This is a genomic window from Halosimplex rubrum, assembly GCF_013415885.1.
Taxonomy (GTDB): Archaea; Halobacteriota; Halobacteria; order Halobacteriales; family Haloarculaceae; genus Halosimplex; species Halosimplex rubrum.
The window spans coordinates 1-14,028 of the sequence record NZ_CP058910.1; the positions used below are offsets into that span (position 1 = coordinate 1).

General features: G+C 70.2%; 14 protein-coding genes and 3 pseudogenes. 11 read left to right on the plus strand and 6 right to left on the minus strand.

What is annotated here, in order from left to right:
• Positions 1 to 60 precede the first annotated feature (60 nt).
• From HZS55_RS00005 to HZS55_RS00050, 10 genes are all read left to right on the plus strand, one after another.
• The gene (locus tag HZS55_RS00005; RefSeq protein ID WP_179909732.1) at positions 61 to 1,110 is read left to right on the plus strand and encodes an AAA family ATPase; all 1,050 of its coding nucleotides are present in this window, start codon (positions 61 to 63) and stop codon (positions 1,108 to 1,110) included.
• A 366-nt stretch (positions 1,111 to 1,476) separates the two neighbouring features.
• Positions 1,477 to 1,791, plus strand: coding sequence for a 30S ribosomal protein S24e (locus tag HZS55_RS00010; protein WP_179909733.1), 315 nt, complete (start codon positions 1,477 to 1,479; stop codon positions 1,789 to 1,791).
• Positions 1,792 to 1,926 (plus strand): 30S ribosomal protein S27ae, encoded by a 135-nt coding sequence (locus tag HZS55_RS00015; RefSeq protein WP_135365666.1) that lies wholly within the window; start codon positions 1,792 to 1,794, stop codon positions 1,924 to 1,926. It begins immediately after the preceding gene.
• A 183-nt stretch (positions 1,927 to 2,109) separates the two neighbouring features.
• Positions 2,110 to 2,868, plus strand: a complete 759-nt coding sequence (locus tag HZS55_RS00020; protein ID WP_179909734.1) for a glucose 1-dehydrogenase — start codon at positions 2,110 to 2,112, stop codon at positions 2,866 to 2,868.
• Positions 2,869 to 2,976: 108 nt separating this feature from the next.
• Positions 2,977 to 4,704, plus strand: coding sequence for a bifunctional N(6)-L-threonylcarbamoyladenine synthase/serine/threonine protein kinase (locus HZS55_RS00025; RefSeq protein WP_179909735.1), 1,728 nt, complete (start codon positions 2,977 to 2,979; stop codon positions 4,702 to 4,704).
• 129 nt (positions 4,705 to 4,833) lie between these two features.
• Entirely contained in the window at positions 4,834 to 5,286 is a 453-nt protein-coding gene (locus HZS55_RS00030; RefSeq protein WP_179909736.1) for a universal stress protein, read from the plus strand.
• 61 nt (positions 5,287 to 5,347) lie between these two features.
• Complete coding sequence (locus tag HZS55_RS22365) at positions 5,348 to 6,892, plus strand: beta-alanine-activating enzyme beta-propeller domain-containing protein (protein WP_218927258.1); 1,545 nt, start codon at positions 5,348 to 5,350, stop codon at positions 6,890 to 6,892.
• Positions 6,893 to 7,018: 126 nt separating this feature from the next.
• On the plus strand, positions 7,019 to 7,297 hold the full coding sequence (locus HZS55_RS00040) for a DUF5808 domain-containing protein (protein ID WP_179909737.1): 279 nt from the start codon (positions 7,019 to 7,021) through the stop codon (positions 7,295 to 7,297).
• Positions 7,298 to 7,389: 92 nt separating this feature from the next.
• Positions 7,390 to 8,055 carry a non-canonical purine NTP pyrophosphatase gene (locus HZS55_RS00045; RefSeq protein ID WP_179909738.1) on the plus strand — a complete coding sequence of 222 codons (666 nt, stop codon included), beginning with the start codon at positions 7,390 to 7,392 and terminating at the stop codon, positions 8,053 to 8,055.
• 49 nt (positions 8,056 to 8,104) lie between these two features.
• Entirely contained in the window at positions 8,105 to 8,581 is a 477-nt protein-coding gene (locus HZS55_RS00050; RefSeq protein ID WP_246308325.1) for a GNAT family N-acetyltransferase, read from the plus strand.
• Between the two features lie 47 nt (positions 8,582 to 8,628).
• Here HZS55_RS00050 and HZS55_RS00055 read toward each other — a convergent pair whose 3' ends face one another.
• The 3 genes from HZS55_RS00055 to HZS55_RS00065 form a co-directional block, all read right to left on the minus strand.
• Positions 8,629 to 9,114, minus strand: coding sequence for a DUF7384 family protein (locus tag HZS55_RS00055; protein ID WP_179909740.1), 486 nt, complete (start codon positions 9,112 to 9,114; stop codon positions 8,629 to 8,631).
• 427 nt (positions 9,115 to 9,541) lie between these two features.
• A complete protein-coding gene (locus HZS55_RS00060; protein ID WP_179909741.1) occupies positions 9,542 to 10,213 on the minus strand; it encodes a potassium channel family protein in 672 nt (223 codons plus the stop codon).
• A gap of 105 nt (positions 10,214 to 10,318) precedes the next feature.
• Positions 10,319 to 11,350, minus strand: coding sequence for a hypothetical protein (locus HZS55_RS00065; RefSeq protein ID WP_179909742.1), 1,032 nt, complete (start codon positions 11,348 to 11,350; stop codon positions 10,319 to 10,321).
• 97 nt (positions 11,351 to 11,447) lie between these two features.
• On the opposite strand from HZS55_RS00065, the gene HZS55_RS00070 reads away from it, so the two are divergent.
• Positions 11,448 to 11,645 carry a heavy-metal-associated domain-containing protein gene (locus tag HZS55_RS00070; RefSeq protein ID WP_179909743.1) on the plus strand — a complete coding sequence of 66 codons (198 nt, stop codon included), beginning with the start codon at positions 11,448 to 11,450 and terminating at the stop codon, positions 11,643 to 11,645.
• 25 nt (positions 11,646 to 11,670) lie between these two features.
• On the opposite strand, the pseudogene HZS55_RS22500 reads toward HZS55_RS00070, so the two are convergent.
• From HZS55_RS22500 to HZS55_RS22510, 3 pseudogenes are all read right to left on the minus strand, one after another.
• Positions 11,671 to 12,282, minus strand: a pseudogene (locus tag HZS55_RS22500) (replication factor C small subunit); the annotation flags it as partial.
• Positions 12,283 to 12,285: 3 nt separating this feature from the next.
• Positions 12,286 to 13,539, minus strand: a pseudogene (locus HZS55_RS22505) (replication factor C small subunit); the annotation flags it as partial.
• A gap of 51 nt (positions 13,540 to 13,590) precedes the next feature.
• Positions 13,591 to 13,962, minus strand: a pseudogene (locus HZS55_RS22510) (AAA family ATPase); the annotation flags it as partial.
• Between the last annotated feature and the right edge of the window lie 66 nt (positions 13,963 to 14,028).

The window sequence follows — 14,028 nt, forward strand, 5'->3', positions numbered from 1 at the left end:
CGGTACGGCGCCGACCCGAGAGAGATGGATTGATACGCCGGGGCGACCTACCGGCGGGCAATGGCCGACGAGGACGGCGACGACGGGACCGGGGCGGTCGAGGGGCCGCTGTGGACGGAGACGCACGCGCCGGCGCTTTCCGACCTGCCCCAGCCGGCGGTCCGCGACCACCTCGAGAGCGTCGTCTCCGAGCCGATGAACCTGCTGGTCCACGGGCCGAAAGGCGCCGGCAAGACCGCCGCGGTCCGCGCGCTGGCCGACGAACTCCACGACAACCCCGACGCCGACCTCGTGGAGATCAACGTCGCGGACTTCTTCGACATGACGAAAAAGGAGGTCAGCGAGGACGACCGCTTCTCGCAGTTCATCGACAGCAAACGCCGCCGGGAGTCCTCGAAGGCGGATCTGATCAACCACGTCCTCAAGGAGTCTGCGAGCTACCAGCCGGTGTCGGGCAACTACAAGACGGTCCTGCTGGACAACGCCGAGGGCGTCCGCGAGGACTTCCAGCAGGCGCTCCGTCGGGTGATGGAGCAGTACTACGAAGCGACGCAGTTCGTCATCGCGACGCGCCAGCCCTCCGCGCTGATCCCGCCGATCCGCTCGCGGTGTTTCCCCGTCGCCGTCCGCAAACCCACCCACGACGAGACCGTGGCCGTGCTGGAGGACATCGTCGAGAGCGAGGACGCCGACTACGACGACGAGGGCATCGAGTACGTCGCGGGGTACGCCGACGGTGACCTCCGGGAGGCGATCCTGGCCGCCCAGACCACCTACGAGCAGGAGGGCGAGATCACGATGAACACCGCCTACGAGGTGCTGGGGTCGCTCGGCGCCGACGAGCGCGTCCAAGAGATGATCACCGCCGCCGAGGCCGGCGAGTTCACCGACGCCCGGTCGACGCTGGACGACCTGCTCGTCGACGAGGGCCACAGCGGCGAGGAGGTGCTGGAGGACGTGCTCACGGTCGCCCGGTCGCGATATTCGGGCGCGGATCTGGCCCGAGTCCACAAACTGGCCGGCGAGATCGACGTGGACCTCCACGAGGGCACGAGCGACCGCATCCACATCTCGCACCTGCTCGCCGAACTCGGCGAGATGCGCACGTAGTCGCGCCGGCCCCGTGGCCGAGGCGGCTCACTCCGTCTCGACCTCGAAGCGCGCCCCGCCGTCGTCGCTCTCGATCACCGCGACCCCGGCTGGCCCCGCACGAGGTAGCTCCGTCCGTCGATCAGCCCGCCCTCGAGGCCGTCTGCCACGGTTTCCACGCGTGTGAGTGAGCCGCCGTCGGCAGTCATAGAAGCGACTTCGGTGAGATACGTATCAACGTACCGCGCACATTTCGGATCGTGATAGCGATCGCGGGCCGCGGTCGCGGCGCCGGCGGGCGGTCGCCACGGCCGACGGCCGTGCGAGCGGTCCTGACCGGTTCGAAATCCTTTTACGCGCTTCGGGGGGAGTATTGGGCAACGAACCATGGACATCGACATCATCGAGGAAGACGAGAACCCGATGTTGCATCGGACGGACGTGCGCTTCGAGATGACCCACGACGAGGCGACGCCCTCGCGGCTCTCCGTGCGCGACTCCCTCGCTGCGAAGCTCAACAAGGACGCCGAGGAAGTCGTCGTCCACGAGCTCGACACAAAGTTCGGCATGCGCAAGACCGTCGGCTACGCGAAGGTCTACGACGACGCCGAGTACGCCCGCGACGTCGAGCAGGACCACATGCTCGAGCGCAACAAGATCGTCGCCGACGACGGCGAGGGCGAACAGGCGGAGGAAGCGTAGATGCCCCGCCACGAGTTCTACGACGAGGACGGCTCGACCGACCGCGAGCAGTGCCCGCGCTGCGGCGACACCTTCCTCGCCGACCACGGCGACCGCCAGCACTGCGGGAAGTGCGGCTATACCGAGTGGGAGTAAGGCGCCCGTTCTCCGCGGCTTTCGCCGCTTCGCAGCGACTCGAACCCGTCGGGAAGCGGCTCGTGTCCCGACCGGTGGCCTCGCTATAGGACCCCTCTGGGGGCGATGCCGCTCCGCGTCCGTTGTCCTGAGTGACACATTCATACCGCCGCCGCTCGAACGTCGAACGGGGGAGACCCACTCATGCCAGAGTTCGACGACAAGACAGCGATCGTGACCGGAGCGAGCGGCGGTATCGGCGAGGCGGCGGCGAAACGGTTCGCCGCGGAAGGCGCCTCGGTGGTCGTCGCCGACCTGAAAGTAGAGGAGGGGGAGGCGACCGTCGCCGACATCGAGGACGCGGGCGGCGAGGCGACGTTCGTCGAGACGGACGTGAGCGACCCCGCCGACGCCGGTGCGATGGTCGACGTGGCCGTCGACACCTACGGCGGCCTCGACTTCGCGTTCAACAACGCCGGGATCGAGGGCGAACGCGCGGCGACGAGCGACCAGCCGGTCGACAACTTCGAGCGGGTGATCGGCGTGAACCTGAAGGGCGTGTTCCTCGGGATGCGCGCGGAGATCCCGGTGATGCTCGACGACGGCGGCGGCGCGGTCGTCAACACCTCGTCGATCGCCGGCCGGCTCGGGTTCCCGGAGATCAGCCCCTACGTCGCCAGCAAGTTCGGCGTGATCGGCCTGACGAAGACCGCGGCGCTGGAGTACAGCGGCGAGGGCGTCCGCGTCAACGCGGTGTGTCCCGGCGTCATCGACACGCCGATGGTCCAGCGCTCGCAGGACGACGACCCAGAGATGATGGAGCAGACCGCCGCCGCGACGCCGATCGGCCGGATCGGCGAGCCGGCGGAGATCGGCGACGCCGCCGTCTGGCTCTGCTCCGAGGACGCCTCGTTCGTCACCGGCGAGGCGATGACGATCGACGGGGGGTACACGAGTCAGTAAGTCGACGCGGCGGTTCGCCCGCTCGAACCGGCCGGCCGCGGCGGTTGGGCGGAGCCGCCCCAGACCGAAGTCGTCTTTTCGCTGGCCGGCCGACGCGGTAGCAAGCGAATGGCTCCGACCTCGTCACCGACCGACGCGTCCGACGATATCCGCCGAGTCCTCGGGATCGAGGGGACGGCGTGGGCGGCCAGCGCCGCCGTCTACGAGGTCGAGACCGACGGGGTCACGATCGAGAGCGACCCGTACCAACCGGAGAGCGGCGGCATCCACCCCCGCGAGGCCGCCGAACACATGAGCGAGGCCGTCCCGAGCGTCGTCGAGACGATGCTCGCCGAGGCCCGAGCACAGGCGGCCGACGACGTGGGTCGCGCCCCCGAGGAGCCGCCGATCGACGCCGTCGCGTTCTCGCGCGGCCCCGGCCTGGGTCCCTGCCTGCGGATCGTCGGGACGGCGGCCCGCGCGGTCGCCCAGCGGTTCGACGTGCCGCTGGTCGGCGTCAACCACATGGTCGCCCACCTGGAGGTCGGGCGCCACTACTCGGGCTTCGACGCGCCCGTCTGTCTCAACGCCAGCGGCGCCAACGCACACGTCCTCGCGTTCCGAAACGGCCGCTATCGCGTCCTCGGGGAGACGATGGACACCGGCGTCGGCAACGCGCTGGACAAGTTCACCCGCCACGTCGGCTGGTCCCACCCCGGCGGGCCGAAGGTCGAGGCCCACGCGAAGGAGGGAGAGTACGTCGACCTGCCCTACGTCGTCAAGGGGATGGACTTCTCGTTCTCGGGGATCATGAGCGCCGCCAAAGACGAGTACGACGCCGGGACGCCCGTCGAGGACGTCTGTCGCGGCCTGGAGGAGACGGTCTTCGCGATGCTGACGGAGGTCAGCGAGCGGGCGCTGTCGCTGACCGGCCGCGAGGAACTCGTCCTCGGCGGGGGCGTCGGGCAGAACGAGCGCCTCCAGGGGATGCTCCGGGAGATGTGCGAGCAGCGCGGCGCCGAGTTGCACGTCCCCGAGAACCGGTTCCTGCGGGACAACGCGGGGATGATCGCGGTGCTGGGCGCGAAGATGGCCGCGGCGGGCGACACGCTCGCTATCGAGGCGTCGGCCATCGACTCCGACTTCCGACCCGACGAGGTGGCGGTGAGCTGGCGGGCCGGCGATTCCGAGGCCGATCCGGCGCCGGCGGCGTCGACGCGCGTCGACGCGGGCGAGACGGCCGCACAGCAGGGCGCGGAGGCGACCGTCTCGGTCGAGGGCGACCGCGTCGTCAAGCGGCGGGTCCCCCGCTCCTATCGACACCCCGCGCTGGACGAGCGACTGCGCCGCGAGCGGACGCGCGTCGAGGCGCGACTCACCAGCGAGGCGCGCCGCTGTGGCGTCCCGACGCCGCTCGTGCTCGACGTGGACACCGCCGAGTCGACGATCGTCTTCCAGCGGGTCGGCGACCGCGACCTCGACGCCGGGCTGACCGCCGAGCGGGCGCGAGCGGTCGGGCGACATCTCGCGACGATCCACGACGCCGGCTTCGTCCACGGCGACCCGACGACGCGGAACGTTCGCGTGGGGTCGGCCGGCGGCGGAGCCGCGGGGGAGTCGTCCGCGGACGGGGACGACCGCGTCTTCCTCATCGACTTCGGGCTGGGCTATCACACCGGTCACGAGGAGGATCACGCGATGGATCTGCACGTCTTCGCCCAGAGCCTCGCCGGGACGGCCGACGACGCCGACCGACTGCAGGCCGCCGCCGAGGACGCCTACCGCGCGACCAGCGAGCGGGGCGAGACCGTCCTCGACCGCCTCCGGGCGGTCGAGGGGCGGGGCCGCTACCAGTGACCGACGGCGACCGACCCGGGTTCCGGGATCACGGCCGGTCCCGCGACCGCCGCGACCGCCCGGTCGACCCCGTTCCTGTCGGTCGTCACCAATGAGTTTTAAATAGCAGTCGGCGAACATACGAACACTATGGACCGACCGCTTGTGGTCTACGACGACGAGAACACGGAACTGCTCGAAGAGGCGGGGGAGATCGCCGCCGGCATCGACGCGGAGCTGATCGTCCTCTCGCTGATGACCGCCGACGAGTTCAGGGAGGCCCGCGAGGCGCTCGACGTGGTCGCCCAGGAGGAACACACCGCCTACGACGACAGCGTCGTCATCGACGCGGCGAAGAAACAGGCCCGCGAGGCGGCCAAAGACCTGTTCGACGACGACATCGACTACCGCGTCGTCGGTGCTCGGATCGGCGACGGCGAGAGCGAGGCCGACCGCATCCTCGAGGTCGCCGACGACAACGACGTCGACCACGTGTTCATCACCGGGCAGAAGCGCTCGCCGACGGGCAAAGCCGTCTTCGGCGACCGCGTCCAGTCGATCATCCTCAACTTCGACGGACCGGTGACGAGCCTGCTCGGCTGACGGACGGGAGCCCGCCCGGGTAACGGAAGACTTACTCCGTCCGGCCCGCTGGCCGGACACGATGGACGACCAGCAGCCCTGGCGACGACGAACCCTCCTCCGGCGCGCCGGGACGAGCGGACTCGCCCTGGCGACGCTCGGTGCCGCCGGGCCCGGTGCCGCATCGACAGTCCCCGAGAACGACGACGCCGGCGACCGGTCGGACCCCTCGGCCGCGCTCGACCTGCAGTCGACCGCTTCGGCGGGGCCGACGCGGTGGCCGCAGTTCCAGGCGGACGCGGTCAACAGCGGACTCACGGACGTTCCGGGGCCCGCAGAGGCGTCGACCGCCTGGACGTTCGACACCGGTTCGACCGGGCGGGCGACGGTCACGGCGACGGCGGCGGCGACCGGGACGCCCGCCGACGGCACCGCCGACGACCCGACCGACAACGTCGTCTCCTCGCCGGCCGTCGCCGACGGCACCGTCTACGTCGGCACCAACAGCGGGAGCCTCTACGCCGTCGACGCCGAGAGCGGCGGCGAGCAGTGGGCCTACGGGACCGGTTCGGGCCCCGACTCCAGGGAGGAAGTGATGTCCTCGCCGGCCGTCGTCGACGGCACCGTCTACGTCGGGAGTCACGACGGGCGACTCCACGCGGTCGACGCCGAGAGCGGCGACGGGCGGTGGACGTTCGAGACCGACGGCACCGTCTTCGCGTCGCCGACCTATCACGACGGGACGCTCTACGTCGGCAGCCAGGCCGGGACGATGTACGCGGTCGACATCGACGGCGAGGAGGTGTGGAGCACGTCGGTCGCCGACCGCGTCGACTCGACGGCCGCCGTCGTCGACGATACGGTGTACGTCGGCCGCTGGAACGACGACCGCACCGGCAGCGTGGTCGCGCTCGACGCCGCGAGCGGCGAGGAGACCCAGACGTACGCGGCCCGCGGCGAGGTCGCCTGCTCGCCGACCGTGACCGGCAGCGTCGTCTACTTCGGCGACTACACGGGCGTGATCTACGCCATCGACGCCGGCAGGGCCGAACTCGTCTGGGGCCGCCAGCTCGGCGGGCCGGTGCTCTCCTCGCCGGTCGTCGTCGACGGCACCGTCTACGTCGGGAGCTTCGGCAACAGCCTGTGGGCGCTCGACGCCGCCAACGGCGACATCGAGTGGTCGTACGAGACCGACGACCAGATCTTCAGCTCCCCCGCCGTCACCGGCGACACCGTCTACGTCGGGAGCGGGGACGCGAACCTCTACGCGATCGACCGCGCGACCGGCGACGAGCGGTTCAGCGTCGAGACGGACGGGCCGGTCCTCTCCTCGCCCGCCGTCACCGCGGGCGCGGTCTTCGTCGGCAGCAGCGACAGCTTCGTCTACGCCGTCGGCGACCCGACCGGCGGCGAGTCCGTGAGCGCGACGCCGCCCGGCGAGACGGACGAGTCGCCGACGGGGACATCCGACTCGGACGAACCGGGGGAGACCACCACCGGCGACGGCCCCGGCTTCGGCGCCGTCGGCGCGCTCGCCGGCCTCGGCCTCGGTGCCTGGCACCGGGCGCGGACCGCCGGGACCGGCGGACGCGATTCGGCGGGCGACGGCACCGGCGACGACGACTGACGGCCCGGTGACGGCCGGGATCCAAGCGCGGGCTGACAGGAACGGGGCGCGGTCGCGGCCGACCGCGCCGCGTTCCCGCCGATCGCGGTGGAAAACGACTTAACGGGCCCGCCCGTATCCTGGCACATGGTCGACAAGCCCACTTCGGGGTCGCTGTTCGGCATTCCGTACAACTTCGAGCAGCCGAGTCTCAAGCGGATGCTCTCGACGTACTGGCAGCCCGGCGAGGGGATGCTCGTCGAGAAACCGTTCGGCGTCGGCTACACGCTCAACCTCGCCTCCTGGCGCTCGTGGGTCGTCCTCGCGGTCGCCGGCGCCCTCTGGTGGCAGGGGAACCAGAGCGCCGGCGAGGCCGAGTTCGACGAGGACGAGGACGAACCCGTCGAAGTCGTCGTCGAGGACTGAGCGGAGCCGGCCGTTTTTTCGCGCGCAGCACCGAGGGACAGTGCCGCGACCCGATCGACGCGACTTTGGCCGCCCGAGCGCAGCCCTCGGGTATGACCGTCACGTTCGTCACCACGAATCCGGGAAAGGTCAACGAGGCCCGGGAGTACCTCGCCGAGCCCGTCGAACAGCTCGACTTCGACACGCCGGAGATCCAGAGCGCCGACCTGGGCGCCATCGCCGCCCACAAGGCCAGAGCGGCCTACGAGCACGCGGGCGAGCCGGTGTTCGTCGACGACGCCGGCCTGTTCGTCGAGGCCTTCGACGGCTTCCCCGGCCCGTTCTCCTCGTACGTCCACGACACCGTCGGCGTCGAGCGCGTCTGGCGGCTGACCGGCGAGGAGGACGACCGCGCCGCCAGCTTCCGCGGCGTCGTCGCCTACTGCGACGGCGACGACTTCGAAGCGACGCCCGAACCCGTCGACCGCGAGGACCGACGCGGGCAGGACCGCTCGGCCGACGAGCGCGCCGCGGCGACGACCGACGAGCGGGTCCGCACCGACGACGGCGACCTGTCGGTGAAGCTGTTCTACGGCGTGGTGCCGGGCGAGATCGTCGCACCCCGCGGCGACGGCGGGTTCGGCTACGACCCCATCTTCGAGTATGACGACCGCACGTTCGCCGAGATGGACCCCGACGAGAAGAACGCCGTCTCCCACCGCGGGCGCGCGCTGGCGAAGTTCGCCGACTGGCTCGCCGAGCGCGACACCGCCGAGTGAGTCCGCTGCGGCCGCGGCCGTTTTCACGCCGCGCGGCGAACGGGCGGCCGTGACGCTCGTCCGCCCCGCTCGCGAGGGGGATACGGCCCCGCTCCGCGAGACCCACGTCGCCGCGATCGAGGCGTTCGGTCCCGAGGCCTACGACGAACGCGCCGTCGCGGCCTGGGCCGACCGCGGAGACGACCCCTCGCTGGAGGGGCTCGACGACCCCGACACCTACTGGGTCGTCGCCGAGCGCGGCGAGGGGCCGCCGGTCGCCGGCTTCGGCCGACTCGACGCGGCCGCCGGCGAGGTGGTCGCCGTCTACGTCCACCCGGACTGCGCGCGGTCCGGCGTCGGCTCCGCGGTGCTGGCGAGCCTGGAGGGGTACGCTCGCGGCGCTGGGTTGAACGAACTCGCGCTCACCGCGTCGCTGAACGCCGTCGGGTTCTACGAACGCCACGGCTACCGAGCCGGCGAGGACGTGACGCTATCGATCGGCGACGGCGTCGAGATCGACTGCGTCGAGATGCGGAAATCGCTGTGAGCGCCGGCGCACCCGTCCACGGTCGCCGGCGAGGAGCCGTCCAGCGGTCACGCCCGCGGGTCCCGGTCGGGGCCCGGATACTCGCCGCCCTCGACGGCCTCGTACAGCGACTCGGCGTCGAAGACGGCCGCGAAGGCCCGCGGGGACCTGACGCTCGTCTCGACGCGCCCGCGGATCGCCGCGCCCGCGGCAGCCGACCCCAGGGACTCGTCGAAGCTGAGGACGTGCATCGCGCCGCCGTGCAGCGCCGAGGCCAGCGCCGGGTGGTCGCCCGGGGGGTGCTCGACCGGCGTCCGCAGCGCCTCGGCTCGCTCGCGCCAGTCGGCGGCCAGCTCGGCGTCGGCGAGGTCTGCGATCACCGCCTCGGCGTCGTCGAGCAGCGCGCCGCTGGCGACGAGGGTCACCCACGAGTGAGCGCGGACGTGGTCGAGCGCGTCGCGGGCGTCGCCGCCGACGAGGAGGTCGGCCGCCAGCACGTCGGCGTCCGCGACGATCCGAGCGGGACTCGGGTCCGGTCCGGTGCCGTCGCTCACGGTTCGGCGCTCCCGTCCCCGTCGTCGCGGTCGCGGCGCTCGGTCAGCGCCGCCCGCACCTCGTCGACGGTCGCACCGGCGTCGGCCGTCCGGTCGAACAGGTCGCCCCAGGACATGCGCGATTCGACGGGCCTCGGCCGGGTAAAACGTGCGGGTCGCCGCGCTCGGCGACCGTCGGCGAACGCGCCGGAACCGGTCGGATACGGCGTCAGCCGTCCGTCTGACGGGGATTTACCTCGGTCGGGGGCGGAGGGTCGCGTGGGCGCGCAGCGACGGCCTCATTTCCCATCCTCCCCACGGCGCGCCCCCTATCCACTCCAAGACGCCCGGCGACCGCGGACACGCGGTCGCATCGTTTCCGCGACGACGAGCCGCGGCGCTATCGAGCCGCGGCCGCGCCGCGTCTCGCGGCCGGCGGGGACGACCCTCAGGCGGCGGCCGCCTCGTCGCCGCGGAGGAACGCCCGGATCTCGGGCAAGTCGGCGGGCGCGGCCATCAGCGCCACGTCGTCGCCGGCCTCGATCTCCGTCTGGGGCAGCGGGATCTCCATCGAGGCGTCGCTCCGTCCGTGGGCGTAGATGTGGGCGTCGCCCTGCAGGTCGACTTCGACGACGCGGCGGCCGATAAGCGGCGACCCCTCCGGGATGGAGACCGTCGCGACCGAGAGCTCCTCGGTGAGGTCGGCGAGGACGTTGAAGTCGCCACCCAGCAGCGCGGTCTTCGCGCCGGCGGCGCCCAGCCGCTCGGGGTAGATGATCTCGTCGACGTCCTCGGCGTACTTCTCGTAGATCTCCTGACGGTAGTCCTCGTCGATGCGCAGAGCCGTCCGCAGCCCGTGGTGTTTGCCGAGCATACACGCCGAGAAGTTGGTGTTGAGATCGCCCGTCAACGCGCCGACGGCGTCGGCGTCGGCGATGCCGGCCGCCATCAGCGTGGACTCGTCGGCGCCGTCCCCCTCGACGACGGTGAACCCCTCCTCGCGGGCGCGTTCGACCTTGTCCGGGTCGTTGTCGACGATCACGAGGTCGTGGCCCTCGCTCTGGAGGATGCGAGCCGTTCGCATCCCGACGCGGCCGAAACCGACGATGACGAACTTCATGGGACACCGTACCACGCCCGCCCACAAAACTGTGTTCCCGATCGGCGACGGGCGGCGGGGGACGGCAAACGGGCACCGTCGGAGCGTGATCCCCGCGTTCGCGTGTCAGCGGGGGTCTGCGTCGTGGTCGACGGCGGTCGCGTCGGCACCGTCCCGACCCGTCGCGCCGGTACCGTCCCGGCCGACCGCACCCCGCCCATCGCCTTCGAAGCGCGCGACGCCGACGCCCGCGACCGCTGCCAGCGTCGCGACCGCGACCGTCGAGAGGAGCGAGGCCGGCACGGCGAGTAAGTAGGTCCCGAGGGTCGTCCCGACCCCGTCCACCACGACGATTGCCGTCGTCGGCAGCCAGGCGAGCCAGAAGCCGGCGAAGCCGCCGACGGCGACGACGGCGACGAACTGCCGGGAGAGCGTCTCGACGCCGAGGCGACGGACCGCGAGGTATCCCAGCGCGAGCCCGCCGCCGAGGAGGGCGAGATCCGAGGCGAGGCGCGTGAGCTGGATGTAGGTCACGAACGTCGATCCCAGCGACCAGGACCGCGGCAGGAACGCCGGGAGCCCGTCGACGCCGGTCACGGAGACCAGCACGGAGAAGGCGGACTCCAGCGCGACGCCGAGCCCGCACACCAGCGCCGCGGCCGCGCCGAGCGGGAGCAGCGTCCGGATCGAAGGGGCGTCCGCGGGGCCGGGACGAGGGAGCGACGCCAGAGCCACACCCGCGAGTGCGCTCACGGCGAAGACGCCCGGGACCGCGACCAGTTCCACCGCGATGGGCAGCACCAGCCCGAACGGGCCCGTGCCCATCGTCTCGCCGGCCGCGATCAGGGTCACGACCGTCAGGACGAGCGCCCCGGCGCCGCCGAGCAGGACCGCGCCCGCGTAGCGGCGGTACACTCCGGTCACGTCGCGGTGGCGAGCCTCCCGATAGCCGAGCGCGAGCGCGCCGGCCAGCACCGCGGCCGTTCCGAGGACGGTTCCGATCTGCAGGTAGAGCGTGAGGGTGAACTCGTGCGGTCCGACGCTGGGGAGCCAGTCGGGGACCTCGTCGCCGACCACGGTCGACGGCGCGTACAGCACGGCGAACGCGAGCGCCGTCAGGCCGGCGGGGAGGCCGACAGTGCGGAGGGTCTGTCGCATGGCCGCGCTTCGAGCGCGCGACGCAAAAAAGTAGCGTGCCCGACAGTTCCGGCCCGGCTCCGTGGCATCCAAGGGCGTCGCGGCCCGATAGTCGAGTATGGGACAACAGATCACCGTCACCGGGATGAGTTGCGGCGGCTGCGAACAGTCCGTCGAAGAAGCGCTCGAGGGCGTCGAGGGCGTCACCCATGCGACGGCCGACCGGGAAGCCGAGACGGCGACCGTCGAGGGCGACGCCGCCACCGACGCGCTCGTGGCCGCGGTCGAAGACGCCGGCTACGAGGCGTCGGCCTGAGGAGAGACGGGCTTTTTGCGACCGCTCAGTCGTCCAGTGCGACCGACGCGAGCAGCGCCTCCAGCTGGATGCGCTCGTTGGCGCCGGTCGTGATCCGGTATTCGGTCTCGCCGATGCGGTCGAGCAGGCGGACGGCCGCCTCGTCCTCCAGGTCGAACTCCCACACCGACCGGTGGAGCTGGTCTATCACGTCGCCGCCGGCGATGCCCTCCTCGGTCAGCAGTCGGTCGAGCGTCGACCGCGCGGCGGTGAAATCGCCCGCCAGCGCCTCGTCGACCATCCCCTTGATCTCCTCGGGCTTGGCGGTCGAGGTCAGCGCGTAGACGGCCTCCTCGTCGACCACGTCGCCCGTCACGGAGGCCGCCTGCAGGGCGTTGATCGCCTTGCGCATGTCGCCGTCGGCCGCGTAGACCAGGGCGTCGAGGCCGTCGTCGGTGAACTCGATCCCCTCCTCGCCCGCGATGTGGCGCATCTCCTCGGCGACCGCCTCGTCGGAAAGCGGCGCGAAGCGGAACACGGCACAGCGGGACTGGATCGGGTCGATGATCTGGCTGGAGTAGTTACACGAGAGGATGAAGCGGACGTTGTTCGAGAACTGCTCCATCGTCCGGCGGAGCGCTGACTGTGCGTCGGACGTGTTGTGAGTGAGAATCCCGTTGGCGAGCATGAAGTTCGGAGTGTCCTCCATGCTGATGTTGTACGCCTTCCCGCGGTGGCTGTACTCGATACTGCGCACTGTCGCGGTCTGAACCGACGCTCGTCCGCCGTCAGAGACCACTGCGGCGTCGAATTCGTCCCGGTCGTAGTGTTCGTGATGTGGGAGTTCGCCGTCACCGACGACGATAAATCTGTACTCGTCGCCGTACGTCTCGAGGAACTCCTTGACCTTCTCGGTCTGGCCCCACAGTTCGGCCACTCCTTTGACTTCGATGACCGTGTCGTCGACCAGGAAATCGGGATGGAACAGCGAGTCGGACAATTCGAACTCGGGTTCGTATTCGTACTCGATACCCGCATCCTGAAGCGTTTTCGCGACTTCGTACTCCCAGTTCGACCGGACGAGGTGGCCGAGCTCGTCGCTGTATCGAGTGTTACTTCCGCCCGTCGGCTTATGACCCTGGAGTGCTTCCGAAACTTTCTGCGCGACTTCCGGGTCGCGCATGGGGTTGTTGTCCCCGGTAATATCACAGACCGGGTAGTCGCAGTTCTCCGTGGCCCTCTGGATGGCTTCCTCCCTCCGATCTTCGTCTACGTTGGCCCACCACTCCGCCGAACTCTCTCCGATCCGTGCTTTGACCGCTTCCGCGTCGGCATCGACGACCCACTCGTCCCACGGGGTTCCGGAGCGCTGTTCGCTGATTCGCTCACAGAACTGCTCGATAGATTCTTCGTCCATCTCCCAGACGGACACACCGTGGAAATCACCGCCGTGGTTGGGATTGTTCTCGCCTTCGAGTCGCCCATCGGAGAGTGTCTCGACGATCTTCTCGCGACGTTCCGCTGACCACTCCGAGCCGTGCATCGGGTTTCCTTCGCCCTGCATATCGCGGCTGTGTCCCTCGTCCTTGCAGTCGACCGAACAGAACCGTCCGGCTGTCCAGTCCCCGCAGGCCTCGCACCGAGAGACGCCCATATCGTCTTTGAAATCGGCGATCTCGTCACCCGGTTCCAGTTCTCGTAGTTCCTTCTCGACGAGTTCGCCGTCATCGCCGACCACGAAGAACGGATGGCTGAGACTCGCGAGAACCGTCCGGTCGTCGTCCAGTTCGAGTTCGAAGAAGTCCGCCACACCGGAGTCGACGAGTTTCCCCTTGTCGGACTGGATCTCGTTCGTTTCGAAGTCGACGGACGGGATCGGTTCTCCCTGTTCGGCGACATCCTCTATCTGTTTCACCTCTGGTGACGAGGGATAGCCGGTGACAACTTCTGTACCCGGTGGGACACAGAGCGCGTCGGCCTCGTCGAGGAAGATGATTCGGTAGTTGTACCCGCCGAAGGAAGTCCGCGCGAAGTTCTTGATGCGGTCGCGCACCACGTCGATCCCGCGCTCGTCCGAGGCGTTGAGTTCGAGGAAGTTCTCCCCCCAGTCGTCGCCGTAGAGTTCGCGCGCGATGGCCGTCGCACTCGTCGTTTTTCCGATACCGGCCGGGCCTGAAAACAACATGTGGCTGAGGTCGTCGCGGTCGACGTAGCTCTGGAGGCGCTCGACGATGTCCTCCTGCCCGACGATCTCGTCGAGGGTCTGGGGGCGGTACTTCTCGATCCAGACCTCCTCCCGTCCCGCCCGCGACCCGGAGTCCTGATCGGCCTCGCTCATGCCCGGAGGGAGGCGACGACCGCCCGTAAACCTACCGAGTGGCCCCCGACCGGCGACCGCGCGAAA

Coding starts and splice junctions, on each gene's coding strand:
- HZS55_RS00045 (WP_179909738.1), top strand. CDS start 7,390: ATGACCGTCACGTTCGTCACCACGAATCCGGGAAAGGTCAACGAGGCC.
- HZS55_RS00040 (WP_179909737.1), top strand. CDS start 7,019: ATGGTCGACAAGCCCACTTCGGGGTCGCTGTTCGGCATTCCGTACAAC.
- HZS55_RS00010 (WP_179909733.1), top strand. CDS start 1,477: ATGGACATCGACATCATCGAGGAAGACGAGAACCCGATGTTGCATCGG.
- HZS55_RS22365 (WP_218927258.1), top strand. CDS start 5,348: ATGGACGACCAGCAGCCCTGGCGACGACGAACCCTCCTCCGGCGCGCC.
- HZS55_RS00060 (WP_179909741.1), bottom strand. CDS start 10,213: ATGAAGTTCGTCATCGTCGGTTTCGGCCGCGTCGGGATGCGAACGGCT.
- HZS55_RS00065 (WP_179909742.1), bottom strand. CDS start 11,350: ATGCGACAGACCCTCCGCACTGTCGGCCTCCCCGCCGGCCTGACGGCG.
- HZS55_RS00030 (WP_179909736.1), top strand. CDS start 4,834: ATGGACCGACCGCTTGTGGTCTACGACGACGAGAACACGGAACTGCTC.
- HZS55_RS00015 (WP_135365666.1), top strand. CDS start 1,792: ATGCCCCGCCACGAGTTCTACGACGAGGACGGCTCGACCGACCGCGAG.
- HZS55_RS00070 (WP_179909743.1), top strand. CDS start 11,448: ATGGGACAACAGATCACCGTCACCGGGATGAGTTGCGGCGGCTGCGAA.
- HZS55_RS00025 (WP_179909735.1), top strand. CDS start 2,977: ATGGCTCCGACCTCGTCACCGACCGACGCGTCCGACGATATCCGCCGA.
- HZS55_RS00020 (WP_179909734.1), top strand. CDS start 2,110: ATGCCAGAGTTCGACGACAAGACAGCGATCGTGACCGGAGCGAGCGGC.
- HZS55_RS00005 (WP_179909732.1), top strand. CDS start 61: ATGGCCGACGAGGACGGCGACGACGGGACCGGGGCGGTCGAGGGGCCG.